Genomic DNA, 19,390 nt, shown 5'->3' on the forward strand with positions numbered 1-19,390 from the left:
TATGGCCCTGGTACGAGCGCTGAACAAAATGACGAAAGCAGGTATGCCTGAAAGCGTGCGTATTGCCTGAAAACACAACCCGCTACGGGGGAGACTTACCCGAAATCTGATTTATTCAACAAAGCCCGTTATCAGCAGCAGCATGCCCTGACGCCTGAACACGTTGCGGACTGGTTACAGGTGGCGGCCTGGGCAGGTCATGATGACGAGGTTATTCAGGTCTGGCAGCGCTACAGCATTTATATGCCGCTGCCCGCCCGTGGCGTTGCGGCTGTCGCACAGGCCAGGAGAAATCAGAAAGCGTGGCAGCCAGCTCTGGCGCTCTGGAAAGAAGCGCTGAGCCTTGCGCCGGATAACGACGATTATCGTATCGGCTATATCAAAACCCTGGCCGATGCCCGTAAAGATACGCTTGCCCTCAAGGAAGCCCGACAGCTGGTGGCGGAGGATCCCTCTCAGGCGCATCTTCAGACGCTGGGGTATGTCTGGTTACGCCAGGGAAAAAGCTGGGATCGGCTTTTAGCAGACACGCGCGCGCTGAATATCGCGCCAGAAAATCACGCGCTTCTTCGCGAGCTGATCGACGCGCTAACGGATAACCGGGTCAATACTCCCGCTCTCCAGCTTTCAAAAAAGGTGGCGCTGTCCCCAGCGGAGCGTCGTCGTCTAGAGCTGAATGCCGCAGCCGAAAGCGTTCGCCTTGCAGATGTGCCTGGCAGAACAGAAAAGGAGCGCCTGCAGCTTGCGCAATCCGCACTGAATCGTTACGACGCACTGCTGTCTCGCTGGCAAAGCGAGCCGCAGGCGGCGGAAGACGTCGTCCTTGCGCGTATCGACCGGCTCGGCGCGCTCTACGCTCATGCCGATTACCCGCGGGTCATCAGCGAATATCAGGATCTGACGGCAGCCCGGCATCCGGTGCCGGGCTGGGCAATCGGCTGGGTGATCTCGTCCTACCTCCAGGAGAAAAATACCGCGGCCGCCTTCGCGCTTCTGCAGCGCTATCCGCAATACGCTTCCGATCCGCAGGACGAAGAGCACGCGCTTTTCTACGCCTGGCTGGATACGGGAGAGTATCCGTCCGCCCGCCGGTATGCAGAGCGCCAGACCCGCAACGTTCCCTGGACCCGTTACGATTTCGGTTCCCCTACCCCTCAGCCGAACGATCGGTGGCTTACCGGGCAGTCGCTCCGTTTTAACTATTTGCTGGCGACTAATGCCCTGCCGGAAGCCGAAAAGCTGGCGCGACGTCTGGCGACAACCGCGCCGGGCAATCAGGGATTGCAGATTGACTACGCCACGCTGCTTCAGACGCGAGGCCTGCCGCGCGCGGCCGAGCAAACGCTGAAAATGGCGGAGGCGCTGGAGCCCTCGAATCTCGAACTTGAGCAGCAGCAGGCTTACGTCGCCATGGATCTGCAGGAATGGCGGCAGATGGATTTACTGGCCGACGACGTAGTCGCCCGCGCGCCGCGCGATCGCAGCGCAAGGCGTCTGGACAGGCTCCGCACCGTCCACCATATGTCCGAGCTGCGCCTCAACGCGAGCAAGGGTTTGCACTCCGATAACCCCGTCAGCGGGACGCACGACCTCAACTGGGACGCCACGCTCTATGGCCCGCCCGTGGCGGATAGCTGGCGGCTGTTTGCCGGCACCCGCTATGCAGAGGGTAATTTCGATGAAAGCAAAGGCTCCAGCCGTCACCTGTTGGGCGGCGTCGAATGGCGGCCACGCAACCTCCAGCTCGAAGCCGAACTCTCCAGCAACCGCTATCACGGGGCGAACAAGCCGGGCGCTCGCCTCTCAACGACGTACAGCCTCACCGATAGCTGGCAGGTCAGCGGCAGCCTTGAACGCCTGTCGCGCACCACGCCCCTGCGGGCGTTACGCAACGGGATCAACGCCAACCGGGGGGAAGGCGGCGTGCGCTGGTATCAAAACGAGCGTCGTGAGTACCAGTTCAGCGCCGCCCTCAGCCGCTTCTCGGATCATAACCGCCGCCAGGAATACACCCTCACGGGCAAGGAGCGTCTCTGGCAGACCCCGTCACTGACGCTGGATCTCGAACCGGGGATCGCCGCCAGTAAAAATAGCCTGCGGGATACGCTCTACTACAACCCGGCGCGGGATCTCTCCGTGACGGCGGCCCTGGCCGTTGACCATGAGATGTACCGCCATTACGACACCCTCTGGAGCCAGCAGTTCGTGGCGGGAGGCGGCAGCTACTGGCAGAAAAATCAGTCCGCTGGCGCCATCGCCCTGCTGGGTTACGGACAGCGCGTCCAGTGGAACAACGTTATTGATACCGGCGTGATGCTGAACTGGGACAAGCGCCCTTACGACGGCAAACGCGAGAGCAACCTCTCCGTCACGTTAGACGCGACTTTACGCTTTTAAGGATGATTATGCTTAACACACGTTTTTCCGCGAGCCTGATACTCCTCGGCTGGCTCTGCCTCAGCGCGAGCGTCTGCGCGCAGGCATTTTCGTTTATTGCCCCCAAAGCGCGGCCACAGCTGGAGGCGAGCAAACCCTGGCCGCAGAACCAGTTTCTGGTGCTGGCCTACCACGATGTAGAAGACGATGCCGCCGATCAGCGCTACCTCTCCGTGCGTACCAGCGCGCTAAACGAGCAGATAAGCTGGCTGCTGCACAACGGTTATCACATCATCAGCGTGCAGGACATTCTGGATGCCCATAACGGGAAAAAAACGCTGCCGCCGAAAGCCGTTCTGCTCAGCTTTGACGACGGCTACAGCAGCTTTTACACCCGCGTCTGGCCGCTGCTTCAGGCGTGGAACGTCCCTGCGCTCTGGGCGCCGGTGGGCAGCTGGGTGGATACGCCGGCAAATCAAAAAGTTAACTTCGGCGGCCTGATGACGCCCCGCGATCGCTTCGCGACGTGGGACATGGTGCGCGAGCTCAGCCGGTCCCCGCTGATTGAGATCGGATCGCACACCTGGGCCTCGCATTACGGCATTCCGGCCAACCCGCAGGGCAGCCGCGAACCTGCCATCGCCAACCGCTTTTATGATAAAGCCACGGGCCGCTATGAAACCGATCGGCAGTTCAACCAGCGGATCGGCGATGACGTTCGTAAAGTGACTGAAAAAATCACGCAGGTAACGGGCAAGGCACCGCGCGCCTGGGTCTGGCCCTACGGCGCCGCCAACGGCACGTCGCTCGCGATCGCCAGACAGCAGGGTTATCAGCTGGCCTTTACCCTTGAGGACGGGCTGGGGAACGTGCAGGATCTCGGCAACATTCCTCGTCTGCTGATCGCCGGAAACCCCTCGCTTAAGGCTTTTGCCAGTACGGTAAGCCAGGTTCAGGAGCACGATCCCGTTCGCGTCATGCACGTCGATCTCGACTACGTTTACGATCCCGATCCGGCCCAGCAGACCCAAAACATCAACAAGCTGATCCAGCGGGTCTACGACATGAAAATCAGCCATGTTTTTCTGCAGGCGTTTGCCGACCCGCAGGGCGACGGCAGGATTAAGGCGCTCTATTTCCCCAACCGTCGTCTGCCGGTCCGGGCCGATCTCTTTAATTTTGTCTCCTGGCAGCTGCAAACCCGCGCGGGGGTGAAAGTCTTCGCGTGGATGCCGGTGCTCTCGTTCGATCTCGATCCTGCCCTGCCGCGCGTGCAGCGCCAGGATCGTCAAACCGGTCAGCTGCGCGAAGCCACCGAGCCCTATATCCGGCTCTCCCCGTGGGACCCGCAGGTGCGCCAGCAGGTAACGGACATCTACGAAGATCTGGCCCGCTATGCCAGCTTCAACGGGATTTTGTTCCATGACGATGCGGTGCTGACGGACGTGGACGATGGCGCTCAGAGCACAACACGTCAGAAAAGCCAGACGCTTATCGGGTTTACCCATGCCCTGAGCCTGGCGGTGAAGCATATCCGTGGCCCGCAGATAAAAACCGCGCGCAACATGTTCGCCCTACCCATTCTTCAGCCGGAAAGCGAAGCGTGGTTCGCGCAGAATCTTGACGATTTTCTGGCGGAGTATGACTGGACGGTGCCGATGGCCATGCCGCTGATGGAGTCCATTTCGGCTGACGAGAGCGATGCCTGGCTGACGCGTCTGGTTAAAGCGGTCGCCACACGTCCCGGCGCGCTCGATAAAACCATTTTTGAACTGCAGTCCAGGGACTGGGATAAGAAACCGCAGCGCGCCGTTTCTGATAGCCAGCTTGCGCAGTGGATGCGCGTGCTCCAGCTGAACGGCGTCAAAAACTACGGTTACTACCCCGATGATTTCATCAACAACCAACCTGATATCACACGCATCAGGCCTGTATTTTCTTCGTACTGGTACCCTGACAATGACTGATCGCATTATCGCCTTTTCCATTTTATGTCTGGTATTCGGGTTGCCATTGGGCGTGGCCGCCCTCTTTACCGGCGAACTGATTCTGGATTTTGTGTTCTTCTGGCCGCTGTTCATGTCCGTGCTCTGGATAACCGGCGGGCTCTATTTCTGGTTTCAGCTTGAACGCCACTGGTCGTGGGATAAAGACACGCCCGCCCCGACGCTCGCCGGTGAGCCGCTCATCTCCATTCTGATCCCCTGCTTTAACGAGGGACGAAATGCCCGGGAGACCATCAGCGCCGCGCTGGATCAGCGGTATGAAAATATAGAAGTTATCGCCATCAACGACGGCTCGTCTGACAACACGGCGCAGGTGCTGCAGGCGCTGGCGCTGGAACAGCCGCGCCTGCGGGTGATTAATCTCGCGGAAAATCAGGGGAAAGCGCTGGCGCTCAAAGCCGGGGCAGCGGCGGCACGGGGAGATCTGCTGGTCTGCATTGACGGTGACGCCCTGCTCGATCGCGATACGGCAGCGTATCTGGTGGCACCGCTGATTCAGTATCCCCACGTCGGGGCGGTCACCGGGAACCCGCGTATTCGCACGCGCTCCACGCTGATCGGCCGCATTCAGGTGGGCGAGTTCTCATCGATTATCGGGCTCATCAAGCGGACGCAGCGGATCTATGGCCGGGTCTTTACCGTCTCGGGCGTCATCGCCGCCTTTCGCCGACAGGCGCTGGCGGACGTCGGGTACTGGAGCCCGGACATGATCACCGAAGACATCGACATCAGCTGGAAGCTCCAGCTGCGCCACTGGGATATCTTTTTCGAGCCGCGGGCGCTGTGCTGGATCCTGATGCCGGAGACGCTCAAGGGCCTGTGGAAACAGCGTTTGCGCTGGGCCCAGGGCGGCGCGGAGGTGTTTCTGGTCAACCTTCGCAGGATTGTGCGCTGGGAGCATCACCGCATGTGGCCCCTTTTTATCGAGTACGCCCTGTCAACGCTGTGGGCCTTCGCGTATGCCATGACGGTGCTGTTATTTATTCTCAGCCATATCGCCCCTGTTCCTGCCAGGCTGACCGTGGAGAGCCTCTTTCCACCGGAGTTTACCGGGCTACTGCTGGGCGTGATGTGCCTCCTGCAGTTCCTGGTCAGTTTGTACATCGAGCGGCGCTATGAACGTAAGGTGGCCAGCTCGCTTTTCTGGGTGATCTGGTTCCCGATGGTGTACTGGATGATCGGCCTGTTCACCACCCTCGTCGCCTTTCCAAAAGTCATGCTTAAACGCCAGCGCGCCCGCGCGCGCTGGATCAGTCCGGACCGGGGAAAAGGAAGCCTTCAATGAACGAAAATACCTTAATTCTGACCGAACATCGCCTGCTGCCACGTCTTTTCGATGCCGCGTTAACGCTGGTGGCGTGGGGAGGCTTCCTGTTTTTCCTGTATGCCCGGCTCTGGATGCAGCTAACCGAGGAGAGCGACCACAGCTGGGGCGTGATTATTGCGTCCTTTAATACGGTGTTGCTCTACCTGCTGTTCGCCGCGCTCAACGGCTGGCTGCTGATTTTGTGGTATCAGTACAATCGCCGCCGCGCCCACGTCAGGCGGCGTCAGCCGGGTTATTTGCAGGAGGAGGAGCTGGCCCGCAGCTTTAATGTCTCACCGCAGATCATCTCCGAGATGAGCCAGTACAACCTGCTGACGGTCTATCATGACCAGATTGGCCGCATCATCGATCTGAAGATCAACGGGCAGGAAGAGGAAGAACAGTAACGAAAAGCCCCCGCAGGATGCCCTGCGGGGGCTTTTTTAAAGCGGCTAAGAACTACTTATCTTTAACCACGATCAGCGGCTCGATATCGCTCTCTTTCTTCACCACCAGCGAGTCATCGCCGCGCAGACAGGTCCCACCGTAGTTCCCGCCCACGGTAAAGGTACAGACCTGAATGTACTTCCCGTCGACCTTCGGCAGGCACCATAGCTGCTGGTAGATGTTTTTACGGTCGACAAACTTGCCGCTGGATTTATCCAGAAGCTCGTCCTGGGCGCTGATCAGGTCGATATTGCTGCCGCAGCGTCCGGCAATCGGCTTAACGGCATATCCGGTCTGCTTCAGCAGATCGTTGACCTCAAAATCGGTGTCGAGCAGGTAACGGTGATTCGGGAACAGTTGCCACAGCACCGGAAGAATCGCCTTGTTGCCTGGAATAACGGTCCACAGCGGTTCAAAGACCAGCACCTCCGGGCGCAGCAGAACGTCAATCAGGCGCACTTCGCCTTCAGGATGTCCGGTGCGGATCGGCACGGCGGCGTATTCGGTTTCGCTGACCTCGCGGATCTGCTCTATCGCCGTTTCCCACGCCCAGGTTTTCCACACGCAGTTGACGTGGCGACCTTCGTCGTCGATCAGCTGCCCGGCGGCATCCCAGCTGAGCGCCCCCAGCCCGTGGAGGATTTTGGTCTCAAACCCGGCCTGCATCAGCGAACGCTGAATAAAGAGCGCGTGATAGTCCTCTTCGACATCGTTGTCCTGCATGATGTGGACGAACGGCCGCGCGTGGCTGTGCTTCCAGGCGCCGGTCAGCTCTTCCAGCAGGCCTTCCGCCGGGTTATGCCCGTTGCCGCGATAGCCGTTTTTCACCCACTCTTCGAGAATCAGCCCGCCCTCGGTATGGCAGGAGGCGGAGTCGGCGTTGTACTCGTAGACCTTGATGCCGCGCTCATCCATGCAGAAATCCATACGACCGGTGATCATATGGTGACGACGCCACTGCCAGGAGAGGCGCAGGCGCGGCCAGAGGATTTTCGGGATGTCGAAAAGCGCCAGCAGGCTGTCGTCTTTCAGCACCTTGTCCGTCGCGTGCAGGTACATCAGGTGCAGTTCGTTGGTGGCCTTGATCAGCTCCTGCTCGGCGCTTTCGGTAATGGTGAAGTACTGGCAGGGATCTTTGTTGATCACGTGGCCGTTGGCGCGAACATACGCCTGCTGCAGCGCGTCATTTTCGTTGAGCCACTTGCCGTCGAACTGACGTTTGTTTTTCAGCCGCGCGCCGCTGATTTTCAGCAGTTCGCCGTCGATTTCCGGCTGGGGAATGCTGTGTTCCGTATCCTCGGTCTGGATCATCCAGCCGAGAATTTCCGTGTCGCTGAAGGTGTCGTGGAGGGTGTAACACCCGTTCTCCACGCTCAGGCGCAGCTCGCGCGTCCACTGCTGCCCGAGCGGCAGCGGGGAGTGAATCACGTTCTGCTCCGCAATACGCACCCTATCGTCCAGAAGCTGGGTGATCACCGCCACGTGGCCGGTCTCGTGAAACTCGCCGCCCTTTTGCCAGATCAGCAGCGCTCCGGCGCGCGGCGCGCGTTTTGAGCCGTTGGCAAAAGCCTGAAGGGGCAGAATGTTATCGTTCACCACCTGACGCAAAAAGCGCAGAGAGAAAATTTCCCACGCCATACCGACGTCGGTAAACACGAAGCCATAGTTGAGGAACAGGAAACGGCGGGCAAACTCAACGCACTGCCACTTGTGGCCCATGTATTCATTGCCGATGTAGCTGCGAAAATCCGCGTCTTCCGGGTATTTTCGCGGGTCCAGACTGCCGTAATTTGAAGAGTAAATCGCCACGCCACCGGGCGCATAGCCTAACAATGTCCCGAATGGCGCATCACTGCTTAAATTTCCTTTACGCATGTATCCAACCTAAAACAGGCAGGCGGCAATTTTTTATGGGTTGTCGTCGTCTGCACGTTGTAATTAACCTGACAGAGGGACATTTATCATACACCTGCGCGGCGCATTAACTACATGTTAAACAGCCAGCACGCCGCGAAATGCCCTGGCGCGATCTCCTGCATCGCAGGCTCCTGCGTCTGGCAAACCGGCATGGCGTGCGGGCATCGGCTGCAAAACTTACAGCCCGGCAGCGCGGACGTAGGGCCGGGCATTTCACCGCGCAGGGTCGCGTCTTCAAGGTTGCGAATCCGCGGATCGGGCTGGGGAACCGCCGCCAGCAGCGCGCGGGTATAAGGGTGCGCCGGACGCTGATACAGCTCATTCGCCGGGGCCACCTCCACCAGCTTACCGAGATACATCACCCCAATGCGGCTGGAGATATGGCGCACCATGGAGAGATCGTGGGCGATAAACAGATAGGTTAGCCCCAGCTCCTGCTGCAGGTCCTGCAGAATATTCACCACCTGCGCCTGCACCGAGACGTCCAGCGCCGAGAGCGGTTCATCGCACAGCACAAATTCAGGATTCACGGACAACGCGCGGGCAATACTGATGCGCTGACGCTGCCCGCCGCTGAACTCATGCGGGAACCGTTCAAGGTGCTCCTGCTTCAGCCCCACTTTGTAGAGCAGCGTTTCCGTCCGTTCCCGCTGTTCTTCACGGCTGTAGCCGTGGATCTGCATCGGCTCGGCCACCAGCTGTCGCACCGTCATGCCCGGGTTGAGCGAGGAGTAAGGATCCTGAAAAATCGCCTGCATCCGCTTGCGCAGCGGCTTGAGTTCTTTTTCGCGGGCGTGGGCAATCGCCTGCCCGGCGAAGTGGATCTCGCCCGCGGTAATATCGAAAAGGCGCAGAATGGCGCGTCCGAGCGTCGATTTCCCGCAGCCGGACTCTCCCACCAGGCCAAACGTCTCGCCGGGCTGGATATCAAAGCTCACGCCATCAACCGCCTTCACGGCCGCGCCTTTACGCAGCAGACCGCCGTTAAGCTGATAGTGCTTGCGCAGATCGCGCACGCTCACTAATGGTGCCTGTTGTTCACTCATGCATGAGTCTCCTTATCGGCCCATAGCCAGCAGGCGGCGCGATGGCCCTCTCCGGCGGTGTAAAATGCGGGCTGCCGTTCACACTGGGGCATGCGTTTTGGGCAGCGTTCGGCGAACGGGCAGCCCGGCGGCGGGTTAAGCAGGCCGGGCGGCGAACCTTCAATAGGCGATAGACGCTGATTGACCTCATCCGGGCGCGGCAGCGAGGCCAGCAGACCCTGGGTGTAAGGATGCGCAGGGCGATAAAAAATGTCCTCTACGCTGCCCTCCTCCATCACCAGCCCGCCGTACATCACCACCACGCGGCTGCAGACCTGCGCCACCACGCCGAGATCGTGGGTGATCAGCAGAATCGCGGTTTGGGTCTGCTGCTGCAGGCTTTTCAGCAAACGCAGGATCTGCGCCTGAATGGTGACGTCCAGCGCGGTGGTCGGCTCATCGGCGATAAGCAGCTTCGGGTTGCAGGAGAGCGCAATGGCGATCATCACCCGCTGGCGCATCCCGCCGCTGAACTCGTGAGGATACTGGTCGTATCGGCGTTCCGCCTCGGCAATCCCCACCTGTTCCAGCATGGCGATCGCCGCCGCTTTGGCCGCTTTTTTCGACAGCTTTTTATTTCGCACCAGGATCTCAGACATCTGCTTGCCGATAGTGAGCACCGGGTTCAGGGCGGTCATCGGATCCTGAAAAATCATCGCGATCTCGTTGCCGCGAATAGCGCGCATCTGCGCAGGGGTTTTCTGCGCCAGATCGTCATTCTGGAAGCGAATGCTGCCGCCGGTTATCCGTCCGTTGCTCCCCAGAAGCTGGATAATCGACTTACAGGTGACGCTTTTTCCGCAGCCCGACTCGCCAACAATGCCGACAAGTTCTCCCGGCTGCACCTGAAAGCTTACGCCGCGCACCGCGTGAACCTCGCCCTCGCGGGTGCGGAAGGTAGTTTGCAGGTTCTCAAGCGCTAATAAGCTACTCATCGCGATTCGCTCCCGGCTCAAAGGCGGTACGGAAGACATCGCCGAGCACGTTAAAGCTGAACACCGTCAGCAGGATCAGGATACCGGGGAACATCGCCAGCCACGACGCTTCGCCAATATAAGACTGGGCGTTGTTGAGCATGCTTCCCCACGACGCCGCCGGTGCCTGTACGCCCAGCCCTAAGAAGCTGAGCGTCGACTCCATCAGAATGGCCGAGGCGATATTGAGCGTGGCGGCAACGATAATGGTCGGCAGCACGCCGGGAATAATGTGGCGCACGATAATACGCAGCGGGTTTTCCCCCGACGCGCGGGCATAAAGCACGTACTCGCGCTCTTTCACCGATAGGGTTTCGGCACGCACCAGCCGCGACATGTTCATCCACGTCAGCAGGCTGATGATCAGAATGATGTTATCCACGCCCGGCTTGAGGTAAGCATTCACCACCAGCAGCAGGAAGAAGGCCGGAATGGCCATCAGGATATCCACGGTGCGCATCATCAGGTTATCCAGCCAGCCGCCAAAATAGCCGCTCACCGTGCCCACCACCGTGCCGATAAGCGTGGAAAAGAGCATGGCGAGAAAACCAACCATCAGGGAGATCTGGCCGCCATACAGCGCGCGGGTGAAGTAGTCACGTCCGTACTCGTCGGTGCCGAACCAGTGTGCGGCATCCGGCGGTAACGTGCGTGCGCCGAGCGCCATCCGATCCGGATCGTACGGACTTAACCCCGCACAGAGCGCGGCGACAATGAAAATAAAAAGCACAAACAGGGAGAACTGCGCCGGACGGTTGCGGCGCAGCTGGTGACGAACCTGCTGCCAGCGTCTGCTCATCCGGGTTACCTCAGCGTACGAATGCGTGGATCGGCGAAGCGATAAAGCAGATCGGCGATCAGGTTACCGACGATCAGCATCATCGACGAGAGCATGATGATCGCCATGATCAGCGGGTAGTCCAGCGAGGCGATCGACTGGATCCCGAGCAGCCCCATCCCCGGCCAGGAGAAGACGCTTTCCGTCACGTAGGCCCCCACAATCAGCTCACCGAACGACAGTCCGAACAGGGTGATCACCGGCAGCAGCACGTTTTTCAGCACGTGTCTAAACAGAATGCTGGAACGCGTAGCGCCGTAGGCAAGCTGGGTTTGCACGTAGTCGGCCGAGAGCTGCGAGATGGTGTTGGAACGGATGTAGCGCACATAGCTGGAGAGGTTGTAGAACGTGAGGGCAATACACGGCAGTACGCCGTGACGCAGCACGTCCAGCGCGTTATCCTCCATGCCGATGGTGCGCATCCCCATGCTGGGGAACCAGCTAAGCTGCACGGCAAAGACCGTAATGAGCAAGATGCCGAACCAGAAAATCGGCACCGAGATGCCGATATAGGCGAACAGGTTAAGCAGGTGATCCAGCCAGCGATGCTTGAATGCCCCCGCCAGCAGGCCCAGCGGGATCGCCAGCACGATCGCCAGCAGCAGCGACGCGCCCATCAGCCCCAGCGTGGCCGGAATGCGTTCGCAGATCATCTCCAGCACCGGGCGGTGGTAAATCAGCGAATAGCCGAGATCGCCCTGCAGGACATTTTTCAGCCAAAGGACGTACTGCGTCACCAGCGGCTTATCCAGCCCCAGGCTCTGGCGAATACGTTCGATATCTTCCGGAGCCATACGCGGCGTAATGTACGCCGCCACCGGATCGCCGGGCGCGAGTTTGACCAGCAAAAACGCCACCAGCGAAATAAAGAACAGCATCGGCAGCAGCTGCAGCAGCCGACGCGTGAGAAGTGTGTTCACGACATGCCCTTACCAAGGCCCCGACCCGACGGCCGGGGCAATTACTTATTTCTGATAGATTTTTGACAGATCCTGGAACAGATAGACCGGTTTCGGCTCCGCTTCCTTGGTGCCGCCAAAACGCTTGTCCACCGCGACGGTCGCATTGGTATAGGCGATTGGGTAGTACGTCATGTCGTTCGCCACGGTCTGCTGAATTTGCTTGTAGATATCGGCACGTTTTGCGGCGTCGGTTTCCACGGCGCCTTTATCCCACAGGGCATCAAACTGCGGATTTTTGTAGTGCGCGTAGTTATAGGCCTCGTTGCTCATGAACAGCGATTTGTAGCCGTCCGGCTCTGAGCCCATGATGTAGCCGCCCAGGTTCAGCTCCCACGCGGTGTTGTTCATATCGAGGCTGCGCTGGGACATGGCGTTGGAGTCCAGCGGCATCAGCTCCACGTTCACCCCAATGCCCTTCAGCGCCTGCTGAATGTAGAGCGCCATGCTCTCCTGGGTTTTGTTGGTATTCACATACGCCAGGCGCAGCTTGAGGTTGTCCGGCGCGCCGGACGCTTGAAGCAGCTCTTTAGCTTTTTGCAGGTCGAATTTGTACTGCTCGACGTCATCCGTCTTGTAAAGCGTATCGGGCGTCAGGAAGGACGTCGCCGGTTTGGCGTAGTCCAGCGAGGTAAAGGCGGTTTGGGTCAGCTCGTCTTTGTTGATGGCGTAAGCAATGGCCTGACGCAATTCTTTGCTCTTCATTACCGGCACGTTCTGGTTGAACGTCATATAGGCCAGGCGGCCTTCCGGATAGACCACGAAGTCAAACTTACCGGTATTTTTCAGGCGGTTCACGTCCTGCGGGTCAACCATCTTGAGGTTGATTTCACCGTTTTGCAGCGCCAGGTTGGCGGCGTTACTGTCTTTGGCGAAACGGTAGGTCACCGAATCTAGCTTCGCTTTGCCGTTCCAGTAATAGTCAAAACGGGTCAGGGCGTAATACTGCCCGGCGCGGTACTCTTTAAACTTGAACGGCCCGGAGCCGACCGGCGCATCGTTTTTGCTGCTCTTTTCCAGGTCGCCTTCGCCGGCGAACACGTGCTGCGGGATCGGGTAGATCTGTACCAGGGTGCCGGTAAAGGCGGCGCTGACCTGCGGTAAGGTGAACTTAACGGTGCGGTCGTCAACCTTGCTTACCTCAACAGGCTTGCCGCCCCAGGTAAACATGCTGCGGAAGAAGCTGTGCTGTTTGGCATCCAGCAGCTTATTGAAGGTGAAGACCACGTCGTCCGCCGTCAGCGGCTGTCCGTCCTGCCATTTCAGGTTGGGTTTTAACGTCAGGGTGTAGCTCAGGTTGTCGGCGGAGGGCGTGAGGCTTTCCGCCAGGCCCCACTCAATCTTGCCGTTATTAAAGCTGTACAGCGGGGCATACAACGCCTGCATAATGGTTAACGTTGTGCGGTCGCTGGCATAAAGCGGATTAACGGCTAACGGGTCGCCGGAGGTAATTCCAATAATTAGCGAACCGCCCTCTTTTGGCGCGTTGCTTTTTGCCGCCGCGGCCGTATTTGTCTCTTTATTTTTCGCATCATCACAGCCCGCCAGGCCTAACGCGAGCGAAACGACCACGGCCGATAACAGAAGCTTGCGCATCTCACTAACTCCTTGCCTTATAAAGTGTTTATTACTGCATCTTTTATTTATGTTGAAGCATCATATTCAGCTTTATCGTTTTACGCATTAATTATGAAAATGCGATTTTCGATTAAGCTTATGCCGGATTTGTTATATATAAGCGCCGGAAGGAATAGCGGTTAATTGATTGCGCTCGCAACGTTAAACGGTTCACAAATCTCCTGCTACACTGCCTCAACACATCACTCAAAAGGCAGGCCAACATGTCAGACAACACGTATCAGCCACCCAAAGTGTGGGAATGGAAAAAGAACGGCGGCGGCGCGTTCGCCAACATTAACCGCCCGATTTCCGGCGCAACGCATGAGAAAGAACTGCCCGTGGGCTCCCATCCGCTGCAGCTTTACTCTCTCGGGACACCGAACGGCCAGAAAGTGACGATCATGCTCGAAGAGCTGCTGGCGCTTGGCGTGACGGGCGCGGAATACGACGCATGGTTGATCCGCATCGGCGAGGGCGATCAGTTCTCCAGCGGCTTCGTTGAGGTGAACCCGAACTCGAAAATACCTGCGCTTCGTGACCACTCCACGAACCCGCCAACCCGCGTATTTGAATCCGGCAATATCCTGCTCTACCTGGCAGAAAAATTCGGCCACTTCCTGCCTAAAGATCCGGCAGGACGCACCGAGACCCTGAACTGGTTGTTCTGGCTGCAGGGCGCGGCGCCGTTCCTCGGCGGCGGTTTTGGTCACTTCTACAACTACGCGCCGGTAAAAATTGAGTACGCCATTGACCGCTTTACCATGGAAGCCAAACGCCTGTTCGACGTGCTGGATAAACAGCTGGCGCGCGGTCGCTACGTGGCGGGTGAGGAGTACACCATCGCGGATATGGCAATCTGGCCGTGGTTCGGCTGCGTGGCGCTGGGCAGCGTGTACAACGCCGCCGAGTTCCTGGATGCAGAGAAGTACACCAACGTCCAGCGCTGGGCGAAAGACGTGGCGAATCGCCATGCCGTTAAGCGCGGACGTATCGTTAACCGCACCAGCGGCGAGCTGAACGAGCAGCTCCACGAGCGCCATGCGGCGAGCGACTTCGAGACCAATACGGAAGATAAGCGTCAGGCGTAATGTTCTGCCGGGCGGATCCCCGCCCGGCAGCTGAGATCCTTGACCAGGGCATGATTAGCTTAAAGGTTGAACCGGTATTGCTGGCACTATCTGGACGTTTTTCTCGCGTCAGAGAGTGAGAAATGACGTATCAACCGACAGCAGTCACAAAGGATCTGTTATGAAACTTATTAAAACAACGCTGGTTATCAGCGCCCTCATTTTCTCCACCTCGGGAATGGCCATCGACAAAACTGCAGCTGGCGCGGTAGCAGGCGCGGCGATTGGCGCGGCCACTGGCAAAGATCTGAAATCGACCGTTGGCGGCGCCGTTGTTGGCGCAGGCACGGGTGCTATGTTCAAAAACGGCGGCAAAGGTAAAGCCGCGCGTAAAGGCGGTGCGGTAGGTGCTGCCGTGGGCGCAGGTGCCGCGGCGGTGACCGGCAAGAGCGTGCTGAAAGGTGCAGCCGTTGGCGCAGGCACGGGCGCGCTGATTGGTGAGGCGACGCACTGATACATACATCCGGGCAGCGCTGCGTTTGCCCGGTATTAATCACATCCCCGATGATGCTTTCCGCTTATTGTCCGTGTCTCATTCCTAATATTTTTCATTACCACATTAATACTTAATATCCCGCGCTTTTTGCCGTCCGGCCTGTTTCATCTGACGTTTATCCTGGCGGCAGTCGTGATTACTCTGGTTATTGTTCGCCACGCAGGTCTGCTTCACCTGCCGTGACGCGTCGCGGGTTTCCTGCCTGACATCACGCGCCACGCGCCGTTCCTGCGCCTGTTGGGTCGCATCGGCAAAAACCGAGAACATCATCAGAAAAATGAAAGAGAGAACAGGGATGAGAGATAACGATCTGTTCATAGCAACACCTCACAGAAGAGAGCCCAGAACGTCAGGGGGGTTAGCAAAAGAATAGCAGTTTCAACGCGAGCTGAATGGGGAAGGCGTTAATAATACAAGGCCGCATCCGGCGGCCTTGAAACGTTGCGTTATGCCGTCAGGCGGAACTTTTGCACCGAGCGCTGAAGCTCTTCGGTCTGACGCTCCAGCGCCGCCGCCGCCGCGGAAACCTCCTCCACCAGAGAGGCGTTTTGCTGGGTAACGCCGTCCATCTGGGTAATGGCAATTCCGACCTGCGAAATGCCCTTACTCTGCTCCTCAGAGGCCGAGGCAATTTGCTTCATAATGGTCGTCACTTCCGTCACGTCCCGCAGAATCGCATCCATGGTGGTGCCGGTGTCGCCCACCAGCTTCGCCCCCTGCTCTACGCGGGACACGGAGTCGGTAATCAGCCCTTCAATCTCTTTTGCCGCGTTGGCGCTGCGGCTTGCCAGGTTGCGAACTTCTCCTGCCACTACCGCGAAACCACGCCCCTGTTCACCCGCGCGCGCCGCTTCAACCGCCGCATTGAGCGCCAGAATATTGGTCTGGAAGGCAATGCTGTTGATAACGTTAGTGATTTCAGCGATTTTCTTCGAGCTTTCCGAAATACCGCTCATGGTGGTCACCACCTCTTCCACCAGCGAACCGCCGCGGCTGGCGGTAGTTGAGGCCACATCGGCCAGCTGGCTGGCCTGACGCGCGCTTTCCGCATTTAGTTTCACCGTGGCGGTCAGCTGTTCCATGCTGGCTGCCGTCTCTTCCAGCGCAGCCGCCTGCTCTTCGGTACGGGAAGAGAGATCGTTGTTACCGCTGGATATTTCCGTCGCGCCGCGCCAGATATTTTCACTGCCGGAGCGGATCGTGCTGACCGCTTCGCGCAGGCTGTCCTGCATGGCGCTCAGCAGCGGCACCAGCTGGCCCACGCAGTTGCGGCCGAACGGCTCAATGGGCTGGCTGAGATCGCCCTGGGCAATCTGGCGGAACTGCTGGCGAATGCGATCCAGCGGTTTGACCAGCATCGCCACCAGGTAACGGTCGGTGAAGAGCAGGATCAGCAGGCCGATAATCGTGGCAACGATAATCACCGTGCGGGTCATACTTGTCAGGCCGTCCACCACCACGCGGGTGCTGTCGAGCGACTTCGCGGCGGCATTGTTGAACTCATCAGCGGCCGCACCAAACGCGCGGCTCAGCGGCGGCGTGACGTTGTTGGCCTGCTGGCGATACCCCTCCAGAGCCCCCTGCTTCGCCTGCTGCATTTGCGGCGTTACGCCCTGTTCAAGCAGCGCCTGCCAGGTGCCAATCACCCTGGAAGAGATCTGCTCATCCATCGGGCCTGGGGAGATCGCCTTCATCTCGGCCAGTTTCTTTCCCATGTTATCCAGCGCCTGTTGGGCAGAGGACAGATCCGGCGTGCCGCCTGCGGCTTTGACTTCCATTGCGCGGCTCAGACGGGTCACAAAGCGGAAATATTGATCGTTACCCTGGCTGAGTACCGTCATCTGTTTAACCAGCTGGCGATCGACTTCGTTGCCATCTGAAACGCGAGAAAGGGACCAGGTGCTGTACAAGCCAACACCCGCCCACATTAAACAAAAGATCCCGAGAATCGTCAGCATGACGAAGCGGATCGTGAAATTACGGAGCATATTCATAAGTCTTCCTTGCCGTGAGGGTGAGTTCGCCCAGAGGCGAGTACTACTCTCGTTATCGGCAGGAAAGAGGGAAATTATAACGTTTTGTGATCATTTTTAATTAGCGTGGCTTCACTGGTCACACAGCAGTTGTTAACCATCAGGTCCGAGCTTAGTGATGTAATTTGTGATGTGGTAAGTTCAGAATGAAAACGTTGTTTCGAAAATTTCATCAATAAGAAAGGAGACATCATGTCCTGGCACCCTTACCCCGGCCGCTATGAGAATATGCAATACCGTTATTGCGGCAAAAGTGGCCTGCGCCTGCCCGCGCTGTCGCTGGGACTGTGGCATAGCTTCGGCCACGTCCAGCCTCTTGATGCCCAACGCGCGCTGCTGCGAAAAGCCTTCGACCTCGGCATCACTCATTTCGATCTTGCCAATAACTACGGACCACCGCCGGGTAGCGCGGAAGAGAATTTCGGCCGCCTGCTGCGGGAAGATTTTGCCGCATACCGCGACGAACTGGTTATCTCCACCAAGGCGGGTTATGACATGTGGCCTGGGCCGTACGGTTCCGGCGGTTCACGCAAATATCTGCTCGCCAGCCTCGACCAGAGCCTGAAGCGTCTGGGCGTCGAGTACGTCGATATTTTCTACTCCCACCGCGTGGATGAAAACACCCCGATGGAAGAGACGGCATCCGCGCTGGCCCATGCCGTGCAGAGCGGAAAAGCGCTGTATGTGGGGATTTCCTCCTACTCGACAGATCGCACACAAAAAATGGCCGAGCTGCTGCGCGAGTGGAAGATCCCCCTGCTGATCCATCAGCCGTCCTATAACCTGCTTAACCGCTGGGTCGATAAGACCGGCTTGCTGGATGCGCTGGAAGCAAACGGTACGGGCTGTATTGCCTTCACCCCGCTGGCGCAGGGGTTGCTGACAGGGAAATACCTGAACGGTATCCCTGAAGGAACACGCATGCAGCGCGAAGGGAATAAAGTGCGCGGCCTGACGCAAAAGATGCTCACCGACGCCAACCTGAGCAGCCTTCGCCTGCTGAATGAGATGGCGCAGGCGCGCGGACAAACCATGGCGCAGATGGCACTAAGCTGGCTGTTGAAAGATGCGCGCGTGACGTCCGTGCTGATTGGCGCAAGCCGCCCGGAACAGCTGGAAGAGAATGTACAGGCGCTGGAAAACCTGCGCTTTACGGAGGACGAACTCAAGCGGATTGACCAGCATGTTGCGGATGGGGAGTTGAATCTGTGGCAGGCGTCGTCTGATAAATAATGCCGCACCGAGCAGTCCCCTCTCCCCTTTGGGGAGAGGGTTAGGGTGAGGGGTAAGGCGTACTTTACTTCTTACTGATCTTATCCAGATACCCCATCACAAACGCAGACAGCACAAACGTCAGATGGATAATGACGTACCACATCAGTTTGTTATCCGGCACGTTCTTCGCGTCCATAAATACGCGTAGCAGGTGGATAGAAGAGATCGCCACAATCGACGCGGCCACTTTATTCTTCAGCGACGAGGCATCCATTTTGCCCAACCAGCTGAGCTTCTCTTTACGCTCGTCGATATCAAGCTGGGAGACGAAATTCTCGTAGCCGGAGAACATCACCATCACCAGCAGCCCACCCACCAGGGTCATATCCACCAGCGAGAGCAGAACCAGAATCAAATCCGCTTCGGCAATGGAAAAGATATTCGGCAGAACGTGCAGGATTTCCTGAAAGAACTTAATCGTCAGCGCGATAAGTGCCAGCGAAAGGCCAAAATAGACGGGGGCCAGTATCCAGCGAGAGGCGTACATGGCATTTTCAAAAAAGCGTTCCATAGAGTCCTGTTTGCAAAAGAAACCAGCGCCCAGTATATCTCAACGGCGCTGACTGTTTGCAATAACTCAACGGTACGTCACTCAGACGTTGTCTGGATTAACCTCCGGACGTGCGTACTCCGGCCAGACAAGCGCCACCAGTTCAGGATAGGCTTCCAGACTAAACTCGCGAAAACACTGCCGCAAATTCAATACGTCCAGATCGGAATAAGATACCTTTTCTCCGTTAAGACAGCGCTTTTTGATATTGTCATAATATTTATAGACTGCTGAATTCAGATCGCTACAGCGACGCGGTGATGCTGCCAACTTACTGATTTAGTGTATGATGGTGTTTTTGAGGTGCTCCAGTGGCTTCTGTTTCTATCAGCTGTCCCTCCTGTTCAGCTACTGACGGGGTGGTGCGTAACGGCAAAAGCA

At 58.1% G+C, this 19,390-nt stretch carries 16 protein-coding genes and 2 pseudogenes; 8 read left to right on the forward strand and 10 right to left on the reverse strand.

From position 1 onward, the window contains the following. Positions 1–126: 126 nt before the first annotated feature. The 4 genes and pseudogenes from pgaA to pgaD form a co-directional block, all read left to right on the forward strand. Positions 127–2,397, forward strand: a pseudogene (gene pgaA, locus ACWYRJ_RS16765) (poly-beta-1,6 N-acetyl-D-glucosamine export porin PgaA); the annotation flags it as partial. 8 nt (positions 2,398–2,405) lie between these two features. After that, complete coding sequence (gene pgaB, locus ACWYRJ_RS16770; RefSeq protein ID WP_455508302.1) at positions 2,406–4,343, forward strand: poly-beta-1,6-N-acetyl-D-glucosamine N-deacetylase PgaB; 1,938 nt, start codon at positions 2,406–2,408, stop codon at positions 4,341–4,343. Next, positions 4,336–5,667: a poly-beta-1,6-N-acetyl-D-glucosamine synthase gene (gene pgaC / locus ACWYRJ_RS16775; protein ID WP_136195084.1), complete on the forward strand. Its 1,332-nt coding sequence runs from the start codon at positions 4,336–4,338 to the stop codon at positions 5,665–5,667. Before pgaB ends, pgaC begins: the two co-directional genes overlap by 8 nt. Then, positions 5,664–6,095, forward strand: coding sequence for a poly-beta-1,6-N-acetyl-D-glucosamine biosynthesis protein PgaD (gene pgaD, locus ACWYRJ_RS16780; protein WP_111963254.1), 432 nt, complete (start codon positions 5,664–5,666; stop codon positions 6,093–6,095). The genes pgaC and pgaD overlap by 4 nt, the downstream gene beginning before the upstream one ends. Positions 6,096–6,147: 52 nt before the next feature. On the opposite strand, the gene gss is transcribed toward pgaD, so the two are convergent. The 6 genes from gss to ACWYRJ_RS16810 form a co-directional block, all read right to left on the reverse strand. Continuing rightward, the gene (gss, locus tag ACWYRJ_RS16785) at positions 6,148–8,010 is read right to left on the reverse strand and encodes a bifunctional glutathionylspermidine amidase/synthase (protein ID WP_111963255.1); all 1,863 of its coding nucleotides are present in this window, start codon (positions 8,008–8,010) and stop codon (positions 6,148–6,150) included. 110 nt (positions 8,011–8,120) lie between these two features. Continuing rightward, positions 8,121–9,098, reverse strand: a complete 978-nt coding sequence (locus ACWYRJ_RS16790) for an ABC transporter ATP-binding protein (RefSeq protein ID WP_111963256.1) — start codon at positions 9,096–9,098, stop codon at positions 8,121–8,123. Further along, positions 9,095–10,072, reverse strand: a complete 978-nt coding sequence (locus ACWYRJ_RS16795; protein ID WP_455508303.1) for an ABC transporter ATP-binding protein — start codon at positions 10,070–10,072, stop codon at positions 9,095–9,097. The genes ACWYRJ_RS16790 and ACWYRJ_RS16795 overlap by 4 nt, the downstream gene beginning before the upstream one ends. Next, positions 10,065–10,910 carry an ABC transporter permease gene (locus tag ACWYRJ_RS16800; RefSeq protein ID WP_111963258.1) on the reverse strand — a complete coding sequence of 282 codons (846 nt, stop codon included), beginning with the start codon at positions 10,908–10,910 and terminating at the stop codon, positions 10,065–10,067. Before ACWYRJ_RS16800 ends, ACWYRJ_RS16795 begins: the two co-directional genes overlap by 8 nt. A gap of 5 nt (positions 10,911–10,915) precedes the next feature. Beyond that, a complete protein-coding gene (locus tag ACWYRJ_RS16805; protein ID WP_455508304.1) occupies positions 10,916–11,869 on the reverse strand; it encodes an ABC transporter permease in 954 nt (317 codons plus the stop codon). A gap of 45 nt (positions 11,870–11,914) precedes the next feature. Next, positions 11,915–13,504 (reverse strand): ABC transporter substrate-binding protein, encoded by a 1,590-nt coding sequence (locus ACWYRJ_RS16810; RefSeq protein WP_455508305.1) that lies wholly within the window; start codon positions 13,502–13,504, stop codon positions 11,915–11,917. A gap of 245 nt (positions 13,505–13,749) precedes the next feature. On the opposite strand from ACWYRJ_RS16810, the gene yghU reads away from it, so the two are divergent. Then, complete coding sequence (yghU, locus tag ACWYRJ_RS16815; protein ID WP_111963261.1) at positions 13,750–14,616, forward strand: glutathione-dependent disulfide-bond oxidoreductase; 867 nt, start codon at positions 13,750–13,752, stop codon at positions 14,614–14,616. A gap of 160 nt (positions 14,617–14,776) precedes the next feature. After that, the gene (locus tag ACWYRJ_RS16820) at positions 14,777–15,109 is read left to right on the forward strand and encodes a hypothetical protein (RefSeq protein WP_029740720.1); all 333 of its coding nucleotides are present in this window, start codon (positions 14,777–14,779) and stop codon (positions 15,107–15,109) included. Positions 15,110–15,214: 105 nt separating this feature from the next. Here ACWYRJ_RS16820 and ACWYRJ_RS16825 read toward each other — a convergent pair whose 3' ends face one another. Together ACWYRJ_RS16825 and ACWYRJ_RS16830 are read right to left on the reverse strand one after the other, a co-directional pair. Continuing rightward, on the reverse strand, positions 15,215–15,469 hold the full coding sequence (locus tag ACWYRJ_RS16825) for a hypothetical protein (RefSeq protein WP_115876271.1): 255 nt from the start codon (positions 15,467–15,469) through the stop codon (positions 15,215–15,217). Positions 15,470–15,597: 128 nt separating this feature from the next. Beyond that, positions 15,598–17,145 (reverse strand): methyl-accepting chemotaxis protein, encoded by a 1,548-nt coding sequence (locus tag ACWYRJ_RS16830; RefSeq protein ID WP_455508306.1) that lies wholly within the window; start codon positions 17,143–17,145, stop codon positions 15,598–15,600. Between the two features lie 231 nt (positions 17,146–17,376). Here ACWYRJ_RS16830 and ACWYRJ_RS16835 point away from each other — a divergent pair, with 231 nt between their 5' ends. Continuing rightward, complete coding sequence (locus ACWYRJ_RS16835) at positions 17,377–18,417, forward strand: aldo/keto reductase (RefSeq protein ID WP_455508307.1); 1,041 nt, start codon at positions 17,377–17,379, stop codon at positions 18,415–18,417. 64 nt (positions 18,418–18,481) lie between these two features. Here the strand turns inward: ACWYRJ_RS16835 and ACWYRJ_RS16840 are convergent, their stop codons facing one another. Next, positions 18,482–18,970 carry a TIGR00645 family protein gene (locus ACWYRJ_RS16840; protein WP_008499805.1) on the reverse strand — a complete coding sequence of 163 codons (489 nt, stop codon included), beginning with the start codon at positions 18,968–18,970 and terminating at the stop codon, positions 18,482–18,484. 81 nt (positions 18,971–19,051) lie between these two features. Further along, a pseudogene (locus tag ACWYRJ_RS16845) lies at positions 19,052–19,264 on the reverse strand (ESA_00282 family adhesion-associated protein); the annotation flags it as partial. Between the two features lie 56 nt (positions 19,265–19,320). Here ACWYRJ_RS16845 and ACWYRJ_RS16850 point away from each other — a divergent pair. Next, positions 19,321–19,390, forward strand: a 70-nt coding sequence (locus ACWYRJ_RS16850; protein ID WP_001680836.1) for an IS1 family transposase, incomplete at its 3' end; no start/stop codon positions are given.

The organism is Enterobacter sp. (assembly GCF_977039595.1).